Annotated in this window: 20 protein-coding genes; 15 read left to right on the forward strand and 5 right to left on the reverse strand. The window is 59.0% G+C overall.

What is annotated here, in order from left to right; all coding sequences use genetic code 11:
* Positions 1 to 584 precede the first annotated feature (584 nt).
* Positions 585 to 1,895 (reverse strand): hypothetical protein, encoded by a 1,311-nt coding sequence (locus tag D1F64_RS23010; RefSeq protein WP_162901249.1) that lies wholly within the window; start codon positions 1,893 to 1,895, stop codon positions 585 to 587.
* A 1,126-nt stretch (positions 1,896 to 3,021) separates the two neighbouring features.
* Between D1F64_RS23010 and D1F64_RS24215 the strand changes: the two genes are divergently transcribed.
* The 5 genes from D1F64_RS24215 (at position 3,022) to D1F64_RS23015 (ending at position 10,923) form a co-directional block, all read left to right on the forward strand.
* The gene (locus D1F64_RS24215) at positions 3,022 to 3,648 is read left to right on the forward strand and encodes an AAA family ATPase (RefSeq protein WP_248304597.1); all 627 of its coding nucleotides are present in this window, start codon (positions 3,022 to 3,024) and stop codon (positions 3,646 to 3,648) included.
* Positions 3,630 to 4,844 carry a TOPRIM nucleotidyl transferase/hydrolase domain-containing protein gene (locus D1F64_RS03225; protein ID WP_248304739.1) on the forward strand — a complete coding sequence of 405 codons (1,215 nt, stop codon included), beginning with the start codon at positions 3,630 to 3,632 and terminating at the stop codon, positions 4,842 to 4,844. The genes D1F64_RS24215 and D1F64_RS03225 overlap by 19 nt, the downstream gene beginning before the upstream one ends.
* A complete protein-coding gene (locus D1F64_RS03230; RefSeq protein ID WP_117411237.1) occupies positions 4,825 to 6,621 on the forward strand; it encodes an ATP-dependent helicase in 1,797 nt (598 codons plus the stop codon). Before D1F64_RS03225 ends, D1F64_RS03230 begins: the two co-directional genes overlap by 20 nt.
* A gap of 514 nt (positions 6,622 to 7,135) precedes the next feature.
* Positions 7,136 to 10,255: an N-6 DNA methylase gene (locus tag D1F64_RS03240; protein WP_117411239.1), complete on the forward strand. Its 3,120-nt coding sequence runs from the start codon at positions 7,136 to 7,138 to the stop codon at positions 10,253 to 10,255.
* The gene (locus D1F64_RS23015) at positions 10,252 to 10,923 is read left to right on the forward strand and encodes a hypothetical protein (protein WP_162901250.1); all 672 of its coding nucleotides are present in this window, start codon (positions 10,252 to 10,254) and stop codon (positions 10,921 to 10,923) included. The genes D1F64_RS03240 and D1F64_RS23015 overlap by 4 nt, the downstream gene beginning before the upstream one ends.
* Before the next feature lie 227 nt (positions 10,924 to 11,150).
* On the opposite strand, the gene D1F64_RS03250 is transcribed toward D1F64_RS23015, so the two are convergent.
* The 4 genes from D1F64_RS03250 to D1F64_RS03255 all read right to left on the reverse strand — a co-directional run bounded on the left by D1F64_RS03250 (position 11,151) and on the right by D1F64_RS03255 (position 13,122).
* On the reverse strand, positions 11,151 to 12,182 hold the full coding sequence (locus D1F64_RS03250) for a tyrosine-type recombinase/integrase (protein WP_117411241.1): 1,032 nt from the start codon (positions 12,180 to 12,182) through the stop codon (positions 11,151 to 11,153).
* Between the two features lie 8 nt (positions 12,183 to 12,190).
* Positions 12,191 to 12,364, reverse strand: a complete 174-nt coding sequence (locus D1F64_RS23020) for a hypothetical protein (protein WP_162901251.1) — start codon at positions 12,362 to 12,364, stop codon at positions 12,191 to 12,193.
* A gap of 2 nt (positions 12,365 to 12,366) precedes the next feature.
* A complete protein-coding gene (locus D1F64_RS23025; protein WP_162901252.1) occupies positions 12,367 to 12,531 on the reverse strand; it encodes a hypothetical protein in 165 nt (54 codons plus the stop codon).
* A 216-nt stretch (positions 12,532 to 12,747) separates the two neighbouring features.
* Complete coding sequence (locus D1F64_RS03255; protein ID WP_248304598.1) at positions 12,748 to 13,122, reverse strand: helix-turn-helix transcriptional regulator; 375 nt, start codon at positions 13,120 to 13,122, stop codon at positions 12,748 to 12,750.
* A gap of 77 nt (positions 13,123 to 13,199) precedes the next feature.
* On the opposite strand from D1F64_RS03255, the gene D1F64_RS03260 reads away from it, so the two are divergent.
* From D1F64_RS03260 to D1F64_RS03300, 10 genes are all read left to right on the forward strand, one after another.
* Positions 13,200 to 13,490, forward strand: coding sequence for a YdaS family helix-turn-helix protein (locus tag D1F64_RS03260; RefSeq protein WP_162901253.1), 291 nt, complete (start codon positions 13,200 to 13,202; stop codon positions 13,488 to 13,490).
* Positions 13,487 to 13,999 carry a hypothetical protein gene (locus D1F64_RS03265; protein ID WP_117411243.1) on the forward strand — a complete coding sequence of 171 codons (513 nt, stop codon included), beginning with the start codon at positions 13,487 to 13,489 and terminating at the stop codon, positions 13,997 to 13,999. The genes D1F64_RS03260 and D1F64_RS03265 overlap by 4 nt, the downstream gene beginning before the upstream one ends.
* A 181-nt stretch (positions 14,000 to 14,180) precedes the next feature.
* The gene (locus D1F64_RS03270) at positions 14,181 to 14,729 is read left to right on the forward strand and encodes a hypothetical protein (RefSeq protein ID WP_117411244.1); all 549 of its coding nucleotides are present in this window, start codon (positions 14,181 to 14,183) and stop codon (positions 14,727 to 14,729) included.
* Positions 14,726 to 15,205, forward strand: a complete 480-nt coding sequence (locus tag D1F64_RS03275; RefSeq protein ID WP_117411245.1) for a hypothetical protein — start codon at positions 14,726 to 14,728, stop codon at positions 15,203 to 15,205. The genes D1F64_RS03270 and D1F64_RS03275 overlap by 4 nt, the downstream gene beginning before the upstream one ends.
* Positions 15,195 to 15,413 carry a hypothetical protein gene (locus D1F64_RS03280; protein WP_117411246.1) on the forward strand — a complete coding sequence of 73 codons (219 nt, stop codon included), beginning with the start codon at positions 15,195 to 15,197 and terminating at the stop codon, positions 15,411 to 15,413. Before D1F64_RS03275 ends, D1F64_RS03280 begins: the two co-directional genes overlap by 11 nt.
* Positions 15,414 to 15,756: 343 nt before the next feature.
* On the forward strand, positions 15,757 to 16,221 hold the full coding sequence (locus D1F64_RS03285; RefSeq protein ID WP_162901254.1) for a helix-turn-helix domain-containing protein: 465 nt from the start codon (positions 15,757 to 15,759) through the stop codon (positions 16,219 to 16,221).
* A complete protein-coding gene (locus tag D1F64_RS23030) occupies positions 16,218 to 16,373 on the forward strand; it encodes a hypothetical protein (RefSeq protein WP_162901255.1) in 156 nt (51 codons plus the stop codon). Before D1F64_RS03285 ends, D1F64_RS23030 begins: the two co-directional genes overlap by 4 nt.
* The gene (locus D1F64_RS03290) at positions 16,357 to 16,599 is read left to right on the forward strand and encodes a hypothetical protein (protein WP_117411248.1); all 243 of its coding nucleotides are present in this window, start codon (positions 16,357 to 16,359) and stop codon (positions 16,597 to 16,599) included. Before D1F64_RS23030 ends, D1F64_RS03290 begins: the two co-directional genes overlap by 17 nt.
* Positions 16,596 to 17,837: a CHC2 zinc finger domain-containing protein gene (locus D1F64_RS03295; protein WP_117411249.1), complete on the forward strand. Its 1,242-nt coding sequence runs from the start codon at positions 16,596 to 16,598 to the stop codon at positions 17,835 to 17,837. The genes D1F64_RS03290 and D1F64_RS03295 overlap by 4 nt, the downstream gene beginning before the upstream one ends.
* On the forward strand, positions 17,834 to 19,459 hold the full coding sequence (locus D1F64_RS03300) for a primase-helicase family protein (protein ID WP_117411250.1): 1,626 nt from the start codon (positions 17,834 to 17,836) through the stop codon (positions 19,457 to 19,459). Before D1F64_RS03295 ends, D1F64_RS03300 begins: the two co-directional genes overlap by 4 nt.
* Positions 19,460 to 19,714: the final 255 nt, after the last annotated feature.

A 19,714-nucleotide genomic window follows, 5' to 3' on the forward strand; every position in this document is an offset into this window, starting at 1 on the left:
GGGGAGGCGATAACCTCCCCGCCTCGTCGGCCGTCAGTTAGGCCATCTGTTGGGCCATTTGTCGATCGGAGTGCAGATCAAGGTGACGTTGGGCCACTGAGCTCGAGGCATGCTCATGATTGCCCGAAGCGCATTTGAAAACTCGGGTTCATTCGCACAATCGACCAAATGCCGTGTTTCCTGTTTGGTCAACGTTCCGATTCTCTTCGTCATGCTAACCTCCCTTGTTCGCGCCATTCTCGGCGCCGGGAAAGTGTCACATGCGGTCGGAGACCGGGGATAAGTTGGGTCGTGAGAACAATGGCGTCATCGTGTAGTTCGCCGCGCGATCGGCGACGGGCGTAGTTGACTGCAGATGAAAAGGGAGACGTTCGCTGCGCAAGACAAGCGGCCGGTGTGGGCGGATGGCAGACCTTCGCTGCGGTCCGCTTCAATGTCCACCATGCGCTAGAAGCGGAGCCTTATAAAGCGCTTTTCGCCACCGGCCGCCAAGCGGTGGGGCTTGCGCAGGAAGTTAGGAACTCAGCCACCCGATAGAGGCACCAACGGCGCCGTGCGTTAGCATGATAATGATTGCCTCAGTACTAGCTATCACATCCGAAACTTAACCACTTCATTTTGCCTGCACGCCTTGCAGCGTCTCTATCAATAGCAACGCCGACGCCACCGGCGATTAGCGAAAATGGTGTCATCAAAAGCATGTCAACAAGCCCAACAGGCAGGCTTGCCCAGCCAACCACTTGACCAACTGTTTTCTCCGTACTTATCCATTTCAACTCACGCGTAGCGGCATCTATGTCGTTTCTTATTTGCTCAATCACTTTGTTGTCCCCCTCAATTTCTAATTCGTTCCAAATCTTCAGATTCTCTATTAACGGCTTCAGTCCCTTGTCTTCTCTAAGTCTTAATACGTCCTCTATTCTTTGTATCCGGGGTATCAGATTGCGTTCAGAGAGATAAAGTTTGTAGGTTCTAACCAAGTCTGGGTTTATTGAAATAATCTCTTGGTCATCTTCGTCGTCGGCCTCAGTATCAAATGGTAGAAATAGCACCCCTCGACCGTCTTGGGCGAATTTCATTGCGTTGTGTAAATCAAATATTGTTTTAAAATACGTTCGTGTTCTAATGTTAGATGCAGGATTAGGATTCATTGTTACTTGGAAAAACGAAGTGAGGTAATCTTCGAAGCCGCGAACTTCTGAGTATAGACTCCAAAAATCTTGACTGACCTCTCTAAGATCATTTGGCGTAAAAGGTAAATCAGAAAACTCTTTTTGCGTTTGCTCTGGCGACTGAATGTAAAGACCTAGATCACGCCAAATATCATTTGAGTATAATTCTTCCAAACTTATTTCCAATACTCCTCTATCGCGCAAAACACCCTGTGCAATGCTGTGGAACATTTCAATACTCTGTATAAAATGATATCCAAATATCTCAAATAGACCTTTAACTATCGGGTTAATGGTCTGCTCAATTTGTGCCACACCAAACTCAATGTCAGAATATATGGCAGACAATTCGACTTCATCATATATTATCTTTTTTCCAATATACTCATAAGGAACTACTGGAGCATGCTTTGGGTGTTCTTCCAATTTCCTATAACCGTTCCAAGCCATATCATAGGCAGCGGTAAGTCGCTTTATCGTTGGATCTGCGTATGAAAGCTGCCGAGGAAACAACAATCCTTCTTCAATAAATTGAGAAAGGCCAAGGTTTTCAAGAAAGTCGCTGGGAGCATCTACAGATATCGGCCCATTGAAAAGGATCGAGTGCAATATTTCTGACGTGAACCGGTCTCTGGCACCGATATTTTCTGTCACCTTTACATAACCCGCGCCAAAAGCACAGATCTGAGAGGGAGTTAGAATTGTTGATGATTGACTGCTCATTCATAGCCCCAAGTAAAAAAATTCTTAGGTCAAATTATCATTTATGCGCTGAAGCGCTTGTGGTGCTTAATTGTTCAATTACTTCGTCTTTCATCTATGACAATGGTAAGCTGGGTTTCCCCATTTGTATTCCCTTCGTCGACGATGCCGTGACTGAAAACGACGGTCAACCCGGGAGTCGCCACTGCTGCCCGTTCGGATGGTCTTTGCCGGCGCCGGATAGAGCAACGTGGGTCGGCCGATACCGCAAGGAGCGTGATTTTGTGAACTCCGGACGCGGCGGTGCCTTCACCAACGCCGTGTACCGACGATCTGGCGGCAGTGCCGGTTATGCGGGGCCCTAACTATCGGCGGCCCACGCAGACCATTGATCAGGCCGAGCACGCCGGCAAAGACTAGCCTCGGCCATCTGGAAGACGGCATAGCGGGCGCGGCGCACCAGTCGTGCGCCGGTCTTGATGAACCGCTCCCGCAGCGAGGTCAGCGACCACTGCTTGACCGCATCGGGCAATGTCAGGGTTGGTAAGCGTTCGTTTCTGAGCTTTTTTGCTTAAACAGTATGGCGTTTGTCCGCATCGGTGCAAGAATGGTCGTTCGCGGCATATATCCCAAATGTCGGCTTGAGGTGACTCTTCAATGTCGTCTGGTTGCCTTCATGTCCGGATCTGCCACAAACCGGCAATGTGACCCACGTCGCAGATCGGATACATTTGGCCTTTCACCTTGGTTGCTTTGTCCGCACTGCCGACATCCGACCCCTTCCTCGTTCAGCACGCGCAGCGAATGGCTGCATTGACGGGCTGCACCGCAACATCTTGAAGGTACGCCGAAGGGCCGCAAAGGGGCCGATTCCAGACAGTTCGGTGTTGGCAGCGCTGCGCGGAAAGTTGCCGTTTCGCAGCCGACCCCGAGTACGTCATTCTGCTGAGTGAAACGTGGGCAGAGTTCATTGGCAGAGCCTGGCCGAAAGCCGACTGATGGCTTCCACAGGTTGCCAAGGCCAGTTGCTCTCAGGGCAACCGGTGTGCCGACACTTGCAGAAAATCGCATCGAATAAGACGAAATCGTGCTCAGCTGTTACCGTTTAGGATATAGACCGCAGTCCGAGGTTAATGGAGCGGGCAAGATGTATCTGTCGCGAATCAGGATTGAGAATTTTCGCAACTTCCTCGACCTTGATGTCGCACTTGGCGGCAACATCGTCATTGTCGGTGAGAACCGCGTCGGAAAGAGCAATCTGCTCTTTGGCCTGCGCTTGATCTTCGACCCCTCACTGCCCGATAGCAGCCGGCAGCTCGGTCTCGCTGACTTCTGGGACGGGCTGGAGGAGATTACCGCCGACACCACCATCACCATCTCGGTGGAGATCAAGGATTTTGAGGAAGACCTCGACGTCCTGGCGGTACTGACCGACTACCGCCTCGACGACGACCCGGATACAGTCCGTCTTACCTATCAATTGCGCGCTCAGCCTGGCCTCGATCGCGCTCCCGCTAGTGACGACGATTTCTCATTCGTCTGCTTCGGTGGCGAGGATGAAGCCAAGCGCTTCGGCCATGATCTTCGGCGCCGCATCACGATGGACCTGCTGCCGGCGCTTCGGGACGCCGAGGGCGATCTTGCGGCTTGGCGCCGGTCACCGCTTCGTCCCTCGTCGAAGATGCGTTCATCGGCATCGACAAGGATGCGCTCAAGGAAATCGGAGACAAGATCGCGGAGGCAAGCGCTGCGGCGATCGACTTCGACGAGGTGAAGACGCTCGAAGCCAGTATCGCAGAGCTGTTTCTGGCAATGGCCGGACCGAAGCAGGATGTGCATACATCGCTTGGATTCAGCGCGACCGACGCCACACGAATCAATCGGCAGATTCGGTTGCTGATTGATGAGGGGCGACGCGGCGTCGCCGACGCCAGCCTCGGCTCGGCAAATCTCATCTTCCTCACGCTAAAGCTGCTCGATCTTCAGCGCTTGATCGCTGCCAACAAGCGTGACCACTCTTTTCTCGCGATCGAAGAGCCGGAGGCGCACCTCCATCCGCATCTTCAGCGCCTAGTCTATAAACATCTGTTTGAGACGATCGTCGATGGCGAAAACGGTACCGATGGCGACGATAACAGGGACGCCGCAGGGCCGCTCTCGGTCATTCTGACCACCCACTCGCCGCATATCGCAAGCGTCGCCCCGCTGGAGTCGCTCCTGCTTCTCCGGTCGCAGTCCAACGAGGGAACGATGGGATATTCGACCGCCGAAGCGGACTTCACCAAAACCGACACCGAAGATCTTGAGCGATATCTTGATGTCACCCGAGCGGAGATGGTCTTCGCGCGCGGTGTCATTCTCGTCGAAGGCGACGCGGAGCGGTTTCTGATCCCAGCATTTGCCAAGGATATGGACATCTCGCTCGACGAGCATGGTGTGTCGGTCTGTTCAGTCGCCGGGACCAACTTCCAGCCCTACGTGAAGCTGCTTTGTGCCCTCGGCATCCCGTTCTCCGTCATCACCGATTATGACGAAGTCGACGAGAAACCCCGCGCCTACAATCGGGCGCTCAAGCTCATTCGGATCATCGACGAGGCCGCTGGCGGTGACGACACCGACGCGGTGATCAAAGCCATAAAGGACAAGACGACCTGGAGCGAGACATTCGCCGAAATCGAGAAGTCCAGCATCTTCGTGAACTGGAGCACGCTCGAGACGGAGCTGTTCGACGGCGGCTATGCTCAGGAGATGATCGACACACTCCGCGAGCATAACTTCAGCGCCGAGCGCAAAGCGATCCTCGACGCGTGGGAAGCGAAGCCGAAGGATTTTGACGCTGACGAACTGCTCAAGATGATCGAGCAGATGGGCAAGGGCCGGTTCGCGCAAAGATTGGCGACGCGCGCACCCGGCAAGCTTGTGCCCGATTACATTGCGGATGCGATCAATCATGTCATCGGTCTCGTTTAATCGGGCGCTCTATCTCAGGGCGGCAGAGGATCTGCGTCCCAACGAGAAGCAGTGGCAGGCTTATGAATCAACTGGGCATTGCGTGCTGTTGGCTGGTCCTGGCAGCGGCAAGACCAAAACGCTCACGGTCAAGCTCGCCAGATTGCTCAGCGAGGATGTGGACGAGCCGCGCGGTATTGCCTGTATCACCTACAATAACGAATGCACGCGCGAGCTCGAAAACAGGTTGGACGCGCTCGGCATCACACCCGGCGGTCGCGTCTTTATCGGAACTGTCCACTCATTCTCACTCACACAAATTCTGCTGCCCTACGCCAAGGTGGCCGGGCTGGGCCTGCCCGACGAATTCACGGTAGCGAGTCGGCAGCAAACTCGAGCCGCCTTGGTCGCCGCTCACGCCAAGGTCATCGGTGGGCCGGAGAACCCGCAGGACTGGGAGATGCGGCTCGGCCGTCATCGGCGCCGGTTCCTCAACCGCGAGCGGCCGGAATGGAAGACGCTCGATCCGCAGCTCAGTGGGCTCGTCGAAGCATATGAGGCCGAACTTCGCGCACTCGGGCTAATCGATTTTGACGACATGCCGCTCCTCGCAGTGCGTGCCCTTGCCGCGAACAAATGGCTTCGAACGGCGATGGTGGCGAAATATCCGATCCTCGCCGTCGACGAGTATCAGGACTTGGGTCTCGCGCTCCACGGTATGGTGATGGGCCTCTGCTTCAGCGCGGGCATGCGGTTGTTCGCGGTAGGCGATGTCGATCAGTCAATCTATGGCTTCACCGGCGCGACGCCAGAGCTGCTGCGGCGGCTTTCCGAGCGCGAGGACGTCGAGACGGTGCGACTAGGTCTTAACTATCGCTGCGGATCGCGGATCGTCAGTGCGTCCGAATATGCGCTCGGAGAGGAGCGGGGCTACAAGGCGCCCGAGGATGCCCATGAAGGGACGATCTACTTTCACCCCTGCACAGGTGGCTATGCCGGGCAGGCACGATATCTCATCGAAGAGCTGATCCCGGAAATCCGCGAGCGTCGGCCCGACATTATTCTTGGCGAGATCGCGGTGCTGTATCCTGCGGCATTCCTCGGCGATGATGTCGCCAACGCGGCTGCGGAATATGGCTACTCGGTGATACGGACCGACGGCAACGCGCTGTATCCGCGCGGCAGCAGGCTGATGCGATGGCTGGAGCAATGTGCCATGTGGTGCTGCGGAGGCTGGCGATCAGGGACGCCTCGGCTGTCTCGCGTGGTGAGCGAAGGCACCAGGCTTTTTTATGAAGCCATAGCCGATGAGGATAAGCGGCTCGCTTTCCAGCGCGATCTCACCGCAGCGTTATGGGATCGGCGGGACGAGTCGCTCGGCCTCTATGATTGGCTGACAGCTCTGCGCGATGACATTATTCGATCGCAGGTCGATCTCGCCCGATCGCTCGCTGACGAATACTGCACACTGAACGACTTCCTCGCGCGTATCGGTCCCGTCGGCGATGTCGATGATTTTCCGTTAGCCGAGTTCGCCGGAATCGGCATCGGCCTCGACCGCATCAATCTTTCGACGTTGCACAGCGCCAAGGGGCGCGAATTCGATGTAGTGATCCTGTTTGGTGCGGAGGAAGGCCGGTTGCCGCGCAACAATGCTACGGAGAACGACGTCCGCGAAGCCCGACGCCTCTTCTATGTCGGCTTCACACGCGCGAGGCATGAAATTCATCTCATGTACGGGCAGCACAACTCGTCGCGCTTCGTGACGGAAGTGCAGGAGCGCCTCGAAGGTGAATGATGCTGGTCAAGCTGACTCAGGCACAGCTTGCTGGCAATGGCCCTGCCGTATTTGGCGGATCTATGAAGTCCGCGCTCCCGACGTCAAGATAGGCCAGTTTGCCCGCGTTCGTCTCTAGTAAGCTTAGGGAGCTAAGCCGAACGACGCGATCTGACCTTGGCAGATCGGAATAGTGATGGCGCGAACACAGTGCCATCGTTCTCCGAATGTTCTTGCCTTCCCGGCTCAGCGTGTCTATCAATTCATGACAGATTTGAGGGGAAGGCGTGCGGTACGATCGGAATTTAGCTATCGCAAGAAGACATGAAGCTCTGCTGGCGCTTATTGAGGCTGGCGGGCATTCGGCTGCAGCCCTTGCAAAGGCGCTCGGCGTTTCCGAGGCGACGATCAATCGCGATGTCAGCTTTTTGCGTAGCAGGGGGTATTCCATCACCGCGCGACGCCTCGCATCTGTTTGGGCTTTTGAATTGGATGGGTCCCGAAAAGCGCGCTCCGCAGCCAGCGAGCAACGGTAATGACGGTTCAGCCGACCGGCGGATGGCATAAGAGCGCCGGAATAAACCACGCGCACTTTCCTAGCCTCTTTCTTTCTCCCGATGAGGTGACGCCTGCAACCCCGCAAGCGCACGTTATCCGGCATGCATTCGAGCTTCTCGAACTCGATGGCGTTTTCTGCACGGACGACGCCCCGGTCGTCTTCTTCAAGCTTGTCGAGAGCTTTGATTTGGATGAAGTGCTCGCAGCCCACAAAACGTTCTGGAATCACGGTGGTGCGCCGGTTTTGGTGTTGATATCAGGCGGACGCGCGGAGATCTACTCTGGCATGTCGCGACCGGTCCGCCGTGAAGATATCGGCACGGTCGCCCCCTCGCTCATTACGACGCTCGAGCAATTGACCACTGCCATTCCGGAGTTCCTTCTTGCCATCGAGTCCGGCGCGTTCTTTCGGGAACACTCCCGCTCGTTCGACGCCAGCAAACGCGTCGATCGTGACCTCCTGTCCAACCTCGGCGACGTCCGCACCAAACTCAGCGAAGGAGTGCCCGACGCAATACCGATTGATGTCCTCGACGCTCTGCTCTGCCGACTCGTCTTCACGTGCTATCTTTTCGATAGAGGCGTCGTCGGCCATCGGTATCTGAAGGATCTTGGTTTAAGTCCGGCGAGGCACTTGCGAGATGTGCTTGCCCAGAGGCCGCTTTCCCAAGCGAAGGAGGGTCTTTTTAAGGTATTCAGACAGCTCAGCCAAGACTTCAATGGCGACCTGTTCAGCGACAATATCGACGTCGAGGCGCGCCTGGTTTCGAACAATCACTTGGCGATCCTCGATGCCTTCTTCCAAGGCACTCAGGTCCGAACTGGACAGCTGTCGTTCTGGCCTTATGATTTCCAGTACATTCCGATCGAAACCATCAGCGCGATCTACGAGCATTTCCTCAAGGCCGAGGATCAGGAGGACGGGGCCTTCTACACGCCACGCTTCCTGGCCGAAATCGTGCTGGATTCCGCGCTTGAAGGCATCGGCTCGCTCCTCGGTAAGCGGTTTCTGGATCCGGCATGCGGGTCGGGGATTTTTTTGGTTGGCCTGTTCAATCGGATCGCGGAGGAATGGAAGCGGGCTAACCCGGGAGCGCGCAACGACCGCCGTGCGCAGGAGCTGAGCCGGATTCTTCAGCACAACCTGTTCGGAGTCGACATCAACGGCACGGCCTGCCGGATCGCCGCGTTTAGCCTCTACCTCGCCTATCTGGATCAGCTGTCGCCCCGTGACATCCAAGGTCTGCAGGAAAAGGGGCGCGCGCTGCCGCGCCTGATCGCCGAACCCGCCAATCCTGGCGGCCCTCAGCAGGCCGGAGAACCCCGGACGATACGTTGCGCCGACTTCTTCGACGATCAGGATTTTCCGAGGGATGTCGACCTCATCATTGGCAATCCTCCCTGGGGGAGCACGGCTGGGGCGAAGACTCACGCCGGGTTGTGGTGCGCCCGCGCTGAAAAGCCACTCCCTGATAGTCAAATCGCGGCGGCCTTCGTTTGGAAGGCAGTGGAGCATGTGTCGCACGAAGGACGAATTTCCTTCGTGCTTCCGCATGGCGTTTTATTCAACCACAGCCCCGCAGCGGTGCGCTTCCAACGAAAATGGGTTGAAGAGCACGCTATCGAGCGGGTTCTGAATCTCGCTGACCTTCGGTTGTTCCTGTTCAGTGAGGCGATCCATCCGGCGCTAGTCGTCAATTATCGGGCGCATGCGGGAGATCCGAAACGAGATGTGATTGAGTATCTTACGCCCAAGGCCAGCTGGACCACCACACAGGCCGAGGTGATCGTCATCGGCTCTGCTGACCGCCGCTCCATCCGGCTCGACAAGCTCCTCTCGGATCTTGACGGGCCGGACGCCCCGCAACTGTGGAGCCAGAGTTTCTGGGGCTCTCCGCGGGATCTACGCTTCATCGATCGAATGCTGCTGCAACCCCGTCTGCGCGACCTTGTGAGGCTGCCCTCCGAAGAGCCGGGTGAAAAGCGCTGGGTTCGAGCTGAAGGCTTTCAGCCGGCCGGAAAGAATGATGATCCGAAGCGCGCCAAGCGCCTCAAGCTCCCATCGCGACACTTCATCAAGGCCACGCACCCGGCCATTGACTTGTTCGCGCTACCGGAGGACGCGATCGCCCTTCCTGACGACGAAGTCCTAGTCAGGAGCCGGTCAAACACGAACACTGAGATTTTTCGTGCGCCACATGTCCTCATCACCAAGGGCTTTCAGCGGATCGCTTACGCCGACTTCGACGTCAGCTTCCGGCATGCGGTGCGGGGGATTCATGGTCCGCAGGAAGATCGCGACTTGCTCATCTTCCTCGCGGCTTATCTGCGAACCTCGCTCGCCAAATACCTCATGTTTCACACTTCCTCCAACTGGGGCATTTACCGCCCGGAGGTCCACGTCCAGGAAATCCTCCGATTGCCAATGATCCTGCCCGATGGCCATGAGGACCCGGTGGCTGCGCGCGCCATTGTGGAACAGGTTGTCAAGATTATCGACGACGCAATCGGCGTGGCCTCGATGAATTATCTTGTCCGCAACAACGCCGTCGTCGACGCAACGCGGGCGATAGAGCCACTCGTCGATCAGTATTTTGGCGTGCAGCCTTCGGAGCGGCTGCTGATCGACGATGCCATAAACGTCATCATTCCCAGCGTGCAGCCGACCCGATCACGGGTCGGCGTCCCAACGATGACGCCGGCGACTGATGAAGTGCTGGCAGCGTATAATAAACGGCTTTGCGCGACACTAGGTCAGTGGTCGCGCGCTGATGCGGTCATTGGGCGGGTCGTGCGCTCCCAGAAGCTCGGTCTCGCGATGACGGTTATCGAACGGACAGAAGCGCAGAGGCCGCCCGCGCCCGCCATCACGGTCGATGACATGGATGTCCTGACAACCATCGACAGGCTGCAAAAGGCTTTCCCCAGCACCAAGCGGACTCTCGATTTTGTACGGGGGTTGATGGTTTTTGATGGTCTAAGCCTTTACATCGTCAAGCCGGACGCATGCCGATACTGGACGCAATCCTCGGCCCTGAACGACGCTGATGAAATCGCGGGGACGCTGCTGACCTACCCGGGTCAAGCCCGTCCATGAGCTTCGGAGGCAACCCGACGGCCTGGCTGGATTTAATCGACTCCCAGGTGCCCGACATTCTTCGCCTTATCCTCTCCACGTGGGACGAAATGCCGTCCCTTTCACCGGATGCGCTCGAAGATTCGACAACCGAAGCGCTTTGCCGAGCTCTGCGTAAGAACCGAACCAGTGCCAGCTTGCCGTTTCGCATCGACATTCAAATCGTAGAGCTCGATCCAGCCGCAGGTCAGGATCAAGGTCGAATGGACATCACGTTTTCACCAATGATTCCGCACGAGGCCTTCTACTTCTGTTTGGAGTGTAAACGCCTCAACGTCACCAACCACGGCCGACGGCGTACCTTAGGTACAGAATACGTTACCCAAGGCATGTTCCGCTTTGTGGCTCGACAATACGGCGATCAAGTCCGTCATGGCGGCATGCTGGGCTATGTTCTTGACAGTCGCGTCGATCTCGCAATCACCGCAGTTCAGACCGCGATCCGAGCCCGCCGTGAAGATCTTAAGATTGCCGGAGAGGGCGATCTGCGCCAATCGAGCTTCCTTCCCGAGATGGAACACGTTTTCGAGACGGCGCATATCCGTGACGAGGCGACGTCGCAATTCCTGCTACAACATATCTTCGCACCGGCGAATTTACCTAAATGGCCCGTCAGAACAGTCCCATAGCTGGATTTAACAGACCAACCGACCTGCGTCTGAACGAGCGGCCGGTTTCGGGATCAGCAAACGGCAACGGGAATGGCGAAAACGGGGGCGCAAAGCGGTCATTATGCGGAATGCTACCGACCTGCCGTTATGGTCCGAAAGTGTCGGCGCAGGCCCTCCGACCAGAAGGTTTCGAATGCGCCGGGAGCTGGCTTGTCGCAATGGTCGCTTGTGGAGTTTTCTGGGCTCTATTCTGCTTTATGTTCGCGCGCCAATTTAGCGCCAGCTTGCATGGCCAACCTCTTGCGATCCGCGGCTCGTGTGTACAGTTCTGCCATCTTGGATGAACTCCATCCGAATACCGCCATAAGCTCCGACGTCGTTGCTCCTTGCTCGGCTGCGAGAGTAGCGGCTGCTTTACGCATCCCATGCGCCGAGCCCGTAACGCCTGCAGCCTCGCACTTTTTGCGGAACCAGTTGCCAAACCCTGCTGCCGAGAACGGCTTTCCGAACTCGGTTACAAGAAACACCGTATCACCAGTGCTGGTGGCCTCGATCGAGGCTTGTAGCGCTGGCAAAATCGGTAGCGTAATAAGTTCACCGTTCTTTTGTGCCGTGATCTGAAGCGCACCATTCCTGACGTGCTGGCAGCCCAGGCGAACAATGTCTGATCGTCGCAGCCCGGTAAATGCGAGCAGATCAAGCGCTAGTCGTGCCTTGGTGCCGAGGGGCCAATGCGATTGATATTGCTCTATTTCGCTGGGCGTCCATGTGCGGAAGCCTGTTTTGCTCTCGGCCAACAACTTGATCGATCGGGTCGGGTCGGCGTCAACAAGCTCAGATTCAAACGCCCAGCCGAAAACTGCGCGCAGCGTCTTTAGGAAATTGTTCGCGGCACCAGGACGGTCAGCGCGGTCCTCGCGACCGCGGCGGATCACGGCGGGTGTGATGTCGACAATCAGGGCATTCGGGCCTGCGCGTTTGGAGATCCCGTCCATCAGATTGGCCCGTACGCGACGCGTAGATGGCGCCAGGGCGGCAAAAGCGGCGCTTGCCTTGTAGGACTGAAACAACCAAGCCAGCGTGCCGTGTTTCGCTCGCGGTTGCGCAGGAGCCTTGGCAGCTAAGCCGGCGAGCGCTGCGTTGTAGGCGACCGTGAATTCAGGGGATCCATGTTTTCCCGGCAGCCGCTGTCGAGCTCCTTTGCCGCGCCGAAAATACCAAGTCACGCGGCCGTGGCGGGAAGTCTCTCGTTGTACGTAGGGGAGGCGTCTGGTCATGCCGCTCGTTACAGTCTGATGTCGTGTTGGGGTTCTGTCGGTTTTTCCGGTGTACCGAACAGGACGACAATCGTGCCGTCTTTGCGAATTTCGACACCGGACACGTCGAGTCCGCCATTGCGGGCACCTTTGACTGCGCGCGCGATGTCGGCTTGTTTGACTAAGGCAGGGCGTCCGGCCATGGTTATTCTGAGGCCCCGTGCTGTGTGCCGTGGCGCCCAACCATCTTGGCGTCTTTTGTTTGGCAGGTGAGACGTTCAATCTCGATTTCGATGTGGGCCACAGCAGCTTCGGCGGCCGCAGCCTCCGCCTTTAGAACTTCGAGTAGGCGAATATTCGTGTCCGACATATCGGTCTCCCGTGATATCGGTGATGTTGCTCTAATAGCAACAAATCAGTCAAGTTAGAAATTGCTAAAAACGCAACAAATTTCGTGCGGATCTGATTCCGACGATATAGCCACAACCATGGCCAGCATCAGGGGTGCAATCGGCGCTGTAGAAACACGGTTCTTGTCGAACCTGGAGAGGTAAAGTTGACTTCACTTCGTCCCAAATGTGACGCGCTATTTTCCACCGTTTGCGGTTTTAGGGTCGTCACGTGGGAAGGCCGCTTTCAGGGTCTGGATGATCCGATCCAACTCGTCTTCGCTACGATCGCGGAGAAAGCGTGCAATCCAGTCGTCATCGGGATGGCGAAACAGGGCCGAAATGTCGTCTGTACCGAGCAGTTCGGATAGCCGCTCAAGGTGATCCTGCTTGGTGGGAACCGCGCCATCGAACCAGCGTTTAACCGTGCTTCGCTCGACCTCCAAGTCGCGCGCGATGTCCGACTGTCGCATGCCGCGCTTCTCCGCCCACTCTGCAATGTAGTGCACGCGGCGTGATGATTTGTTGGTGTGGATTCTCGGCGGTTGCGGCATGCACAACAGATACATCATCCACAACTTTCTGTCGGTAGCGATAAACGCAACAAATTCCTTGACAGGAAATTGCGTTTATCGCAACGATGCGCCCCATGACACAGCACCTGAATGCATTGAAGCAGTTCCGCTCGGCAAGGGGATGGAGCCTTAGCCAGATCGGTCATCCGCTCGGCGTCCATCGCTCCACAGTCAAACGCTGGGAAGATCACCGGGTTCCGGCTGAGCGCGTTCTCGAGATTGAGCGGCTCACGGGTATCGCTCGGCAGATGCTCCGACCCGATCTGTATCAGTCGGAATGCGAAGCGACGACAATGCAACTTTTGCAAATCGATCTTTCCAATGCACCCCGCAACCCAACCGCAAATGCGGAGGGTTCGGCATGAAGCTCGCGCGCGCTTCCACGGATCACCAACGCAATGCGCTCAAGCTTGCGATGAAGCGCCAGGTGAAGGCCTGCGCCGGGCAGGAATCGGCCGCATCGATCACCCGCGTCGGACCGCAGACGCTGTCCGACTATGCGAATACCGCCAACGATCGTTATCGCGACATCCAATGCCCGGTTGATGTCCTGCTCGACCTGACGCTCGACGGCGGACCTGTGGCGCTTGTGGAGCTGTGCCGGCTTTCCGGCGGCGTCTATGTGCCGCTGCCTGCGGTGGGCGCTGGTTCCGATTGGGCGCGCGAGATTGGTGATGTGGCGCGTGAGGCCGGCCAGGCGGTGTCGCGGCTGTGTGAGGCCTTGTCAACAGGCGGCACGATCACCGCGGCGGAAGCCCGCGGAATGGAATTGCGGCGCGAGGTCAAGGAAGCGATCGAGGCGCTGGCCGCCGTCGACATGCATCTTCAGCAGCTCGAAGAGACCGATGCCGAGCCGGCAAGGGCAGGCGCATGAGTAGCTGCGCCCCGCATTTCTCTGAACACGACGCCGAGTGCGCCACGTCAACGGCGGCGACCGGCAGGAACCTGCAATGCGATGTCCGCGGCCTCTCGCGGCCGCGCCTTGCGCAGCGCCCCGGCGGGTTTTCCTCCCGCCCGACCGGGGCGCCTGACCTCTCCAGCCCGCGAGGCCTGTCATGAGCGCCGCACGCCAATTCGAACCGGTTCTGCAATTTGATCTCGATCTCGCGTTGCGACATGTCGATGAGTGGTTTGCCGCGACGATCGCCGATCTCTTTCAGTCGGCATTCGCGGAGGACCCTGAGCTTGTCCGCGAAGAGCGTGGACGTGCCGGCTGCGCGGCGTTGTTGGCACGGATGCGCCTGGTGCACGGAGCCGTGTCGTTTGGTGACGTGAATACAATCTTGCGCGAACTCGGTGCGGTTTCGATTTGGGATCAAGTGCCGACCTTCGATACGAGCGAGCCTGAGGTCCTGGCGTTGATCGTTCGGATGCAGATCCGATTTGGCGTCTCGATTATCGAGATTTTTGGCCGTGAAAAGCCTGGATCAACTGTGAAGGCTCGCGACGCGCTGTTTCACGACCTGCGCCACGAGCTGCAGTGGTCGGTGGGTGAGATTGCTTGTTGGTACAGCGCGCACCGTGTCGGCCCCGCGGGGCAGACGGCGCGCGCGACTGTGCGGTCCGCGATCGAGCGCCACGAAGATGAGCGGGTGTCCGAATGAGGCCCCGCATCCTCACCGATCAAAGGGCGCCGCGTCGCGCGCTCGAACGCAATGCGCACTCCGTCCTGGCGGGACTGGCCGATCTCTATGCGGTCCATCCGGGCGGCATCACGGCCGCCGTCTTGATTGCGGCGCACGGATTGCGAATGCGTGCCGCCGCCACCGTTCTGATCGAACTGGTCATCTCCAGACAGGTGGCGTTTCACGCGACGCCGCAAGGCTATGTCACGGCGGTTTGGCCGTTGGATGCATTGCCGCCGATGGGCGGCGATGAACGCGCGCTTTTGCGTCTGGTCGCAACTGAGGCGCAAGCGGGTCCGGTCTCCATTGATCGCCTGGCGACCGTGAGCGCGGTGTCCCGCTCGGTCACGGCGGTTCTGGCCAGCCGGCTCGCCGTCAAAGGCGTGCTGAGCCTTGTCGAAACCCGATCCGGGCGCACTGTCCAAATCACCGAACGGTATCGCGATGCGCAGTGAACCCTTCATCGGCGCACATGCCGTCCGGCTGGAAACGGGCGCCGAATACGTGCGGCTCTGCCTGCCGCGCGACGGCACCGGGCCGCGGCTCGATCGCACTGAGATCGGCCGGCTGCGCGGTCTGCTGGCAATGGCCGAGGCCGAACTGGACAGTCTGCCGGACGATGGTCAGCGGCACGTGGTGCCGATCCTGGAGGAACTGTGGTGAGCAATCCGTCTTCAAATGGGCTTGGCCCGCGGTCGATCATGAAACTGTTCACAAGCGCGCGCCGGGCGCACCTGGGGCTCAGCACGGCAACGGCTGCAAAAGCCGCCGGTGTGACCAAGGTTGAGCTTGAGGCGTCTGAACGAGCCGCGCCCTTGAAGCGTGACGTGTTCACGCGCCTTGCCGAGTGGAACGGATTGCCGCCGCAGGCATTCGAAAACCGCGCCAGCCATTGGAGGCGCGGATCATGAGCGTGCATTCGATCCTTCATCGCATCGCCCTGGAACGCGACATGGCGGCGCGAGACATTCCTGCGCAAGACGGCGCCAACCGTGGCGCGCGCGCGGTGGCGGCGCGGCATCACGCGGCCTTTGCGCTATTCACCGAGACAGACCTGCCACTTGCAACGATTGCCGCGGAACTTGGGCTTTCAGATCATGCGGCCGTCGCTCACGGGATCAAGGCGCATGCGGCGCGGGTTGGTGTTCACGTTGAGCGCGTTTCCGATTTACGTGCGCCGCGCCGTGAGCCGGTGATCGACCGCGCGGCCTTTGCCTATCGGCTTGCCGGTTGGATGAAGACACGCGGGTTGAGCCGCGCGGACGCCGCCAAAGCGTGCGGCGTATCGGTCTCCACGATCCGCAAGATCCTGACCGGACAGACGATCGATGATCAGAGCCTCGTGGCGGTCCTGTCGGTCACCGGCGTGCTGCTGGCGTCGATCCGCATGCCGAGCTTTCAGGAGCGCATGGATGTTTCACATGAACCCCATGTGAAACGCGGAGAGACCAGCGCCGAGGCCCGCCCATGATCCGCTGGCTGCAATACGTCCTGCTGACGGACTTCGTTCACTTCCTGGCTGCGGGCTGGGTGGTCGCCGACGATCTGCACGGCACGCACCACGGCGCCTGGTCGATCCTGATGGAATGGAAGGGGAGGGCGAGCCATGCTGACGAGTTTTGAGGAAGGCGCCCTCGCGATGGCGATGGAGCGCGCGCGCCGACGGTGGGAGCGGACCGATGCGGAAGCCGACTACACCAATTTTTTGGAGGCGGAAAACCGCTGGATGAAGTGCCGGCTCGGTCGGCTTTGCGTGGCGGTCGCACAGCGCCAACGCGGTGAGGTCGCTCCCAGCGGGTCGAGGGAGAAAGCTCCGAGACAGGCGCGGATTGCGGGGAGGTGGCAATGAGCTTCTCGGCGTCAGAACTCGATCGCATCAAGGCGATCCCGATCTCGCAAACCGTCGGTCGCGATGTGAGTTGGGATGCATCCAAGTCCAACTTTTCCGCGGGCGATCATTGGGCGTGCTGCCCCTTCCATGCCGAGCGCACGGCAAGCTTCCATGTCGATGACCGGCGCGGCACCTACAAGTGCTTTGGCTGTGGTGCGGCCGGCGACGGCATCACGTACCTCATGGAACGGCACGGGCTGTCCTTTGTCGAAGCGGTTGAACTGCTCGGCGGGCGGGCGGATGCGCCGCCGCCGGACCCGGCAGACGAGGTGCGGCGGCAAGCGGAGCGCGCAGCACACCAAGCGGCAAGCGAGAAAGCCGAGAACGCCTTTCGCGAGGAAGAGCGGCGCAAGGCCTACCGGATCTGGAAAGCCGGGCGCGGCTTCGTCACCTCGCCGGGCAATCTTGTCTATTTCCACGGGCGGGGCCTCAGTGCGCCGGAAGACGCGCCGCTGCGCTATCTGCACGAGTGTCCTTATTGGCTGCCGCCATCAAGCAAGGGCGAGAGGCCTGTGTTGATCTATTCCGGCCCGGCGATGCTGGCCGCGATCACGGGCCCGGATGGCCGGTTCCTCGGCGTTCATATGACCTGGTTCGACAAGGACCGACCCGGCGAGAAGCTCAGCCTCGCGCATCCGGTCACCGGTGAAGATCTGCCGGCCAAGAAAATCCGCGGCTCGAAGAAGCGCGGCTGGATCCTGCTGCATGACCCGCGTCGCTATGGTCAGGCGTTTCAGCGGCTGGTGATCGGCGAGGGGATCGAGACGGTGCGCTCGGTGTGGCAGGCGGAGCTGCGCGTACGCGGGCAGGGGAGGCTTGCAACGACCGGCTACGCGGCCTCGGTCGACCTGCAGCACCTGGGCGGCAAGGCGGTGGCCACGGTGAAGCATCCAACCATGACCGTGACGACGAGCTCCGGCCAGGTACGTGCCTCGCGGGTGCCGGGTCCTGAGCCGCATCCAGATGATGAACGGGCGCTCATGCTTCCTGAGACGATCATCGAGGCCTTGATGCTGGGCGATGGCGACAGCGATCGTTTTACGGCCGAACAGGTCCACATGCGGGCGGCAAAGCGCTGGATGCAACCGGGCCGCACGATCCGCAGCGCCTGGGCGGATGACGATGAGGATTTTAATGATCCATTGCGCAGGCCGCGCAAGCGAGCGGACGCGGAAAGCGAATTGGTGGGGGCATGAGCGACATCCATGAAGCCTATGGCGCAATCGTCTCGCGCATCGACGCGGCCGAGGCCTATGACTTTGGCCAGCCCGCGGGCTTTGCTGACAGACCGAGCGGCATCTCTGACGGTGACGCGGACGACCTTGGCGCTCCCGAGGACTCTGGCGCCGCCAAGCAGCCGCAGCACTGGGGATACTCGGTTGAGCGGTTGAATGAGGAATGGGCGCTGGCGCTTGTGGGCTCCAAAGCGGTGATGGTGCGCGACAAGCCCGATGCGCCGATCGAGGACCGGGTGCGGATTATCCAGATCGAGGCGTTCCGCGCGCTCTACGCCAACCGGTTCACGCAGATCCTGCACGATTCAAAGATCAAGACGATCACCTGGTCGAAGCGCTGGGAGACGGACCGGGACCGGCGACAGTTCGATGGCATTGAGTTCTTTCCCAATCATGACGGCGCGGTCGGGACGCCAGGATATCTCAACCTGTGGCGCGGCTTCGCCCTTGTGCCGGATGCGCAGGCCGGCAGCTATGCCATCTTTCGCGATCACGTGTTCACCAACATCTGCGGCGGCGACGACCAGCTCTTCGCCTGGGTGTTTGGATGGTTCGCGCATCTGATCCAGCGGCCGCGGGAGCGCATTGGCACAGCCCTGGTGGTGCGCGGATTGATGGGCACCGGCAAGACGGTGCTCGGTGAGGTGATGGGCTCTCTGATCGAGCAGCACTACTTCATGGTCGATGACCCGCGCTACATCACCGGCCAGTTCAATGCCCATATGGCGGCGTGTCTGCTGCTGCAGGCGGAGGAAGCGGTCTGGGCCGGCGACAAGGCGGCGGAAGGCCGGCTCAAGGGGCTGGTGACATCCAAGACGCAGATGATCGAGAGCAAGGGCGTCGATCCCTTCCGCATCGACAATTACGTGCGGCTGATCATGACCTCGAATGAGGATTGGGTGGTGCCCGCGGGCAAGGACGAGCGGCGCTTTTGCGTTCTCGACGTGGCGCCGACCGCCAAGGAAGACCACGGCTACTTCAAGGAGATGTTCGCGGAACTCAACAGCGGCGGGCGCGCGGCGCTCCTGGCCGATCTGCTCGCCTTCGATGTGGATGCGGTCAACCTGCGCAAAATCCCCAAAACGAACAGCCTGCTGGAGCAAAAAATCCGCTCGCTCGATCATGTCGAGTCCTTCCTGTTTGAAAGGCTCTGGGAAGGCAATCTGGTGAAGGGCGCGAACGGTTGGCCGCCGGGCGGGCTGATCCGCAAGGAGAAGCTGTTCGATTACTACCTTGAGGTCTCCGACAAGGTGGGCGTGAAGCGCCGTTCGGAACAGACCGTGTTCGGCATGAAGCTGCAAAAGCTGCTGCCCGACGTGCGGGTGACCAAGCGAATGGACGACGACATCGGAGGCGGGCGTGCCTGGTGCTACGAGTTCCCGTCGCTCACCCAGTGCCGGGAGGCGTTCCAGGCGGCGCTTGGACAAAAGGTCGACTGGCCCAGTGACGAAGATGACGACGGCCACGATGACGGGATGGATCCACAGTTCAGCGACGCGGGGAGACAGGACATGTGGGGTACAGGGCCTGACCGGTCCAACCTTCCCAACCTCGCATTCCCAAGGTTGGACCCGAATACATAAATTGTATCAATGCGATGACCAACCTGCCCAACCTGTCCAACCTATTTTGACGCCCCGCGCACGCGTGCGCGCGAAAAGGCATTGCACCCCTTCCGCCCTGTTCTCCCCCGACGGTGAAATAGGTTGGACAGGTTGGACTTGGATTGCAGGCCTTTGAGATTGCTAGCGAAAACGCGTCCAACCTTTGTTTTTTAAGGTTGGTCAAGGTTGGACAGGTTGGACCGGAGCTCGATTTTGCAAAGAGGCGACAAAACC

Origin of the sequence: Breoghania sp. L-A4, assembly GCF_003432385.1 — a bacterium.
Taxonomy (GTDB): Bacteria; Pseudomonadota; Alphaproteobacteria; order Rhizobiales; family Stappiaceae; genus Breoghania.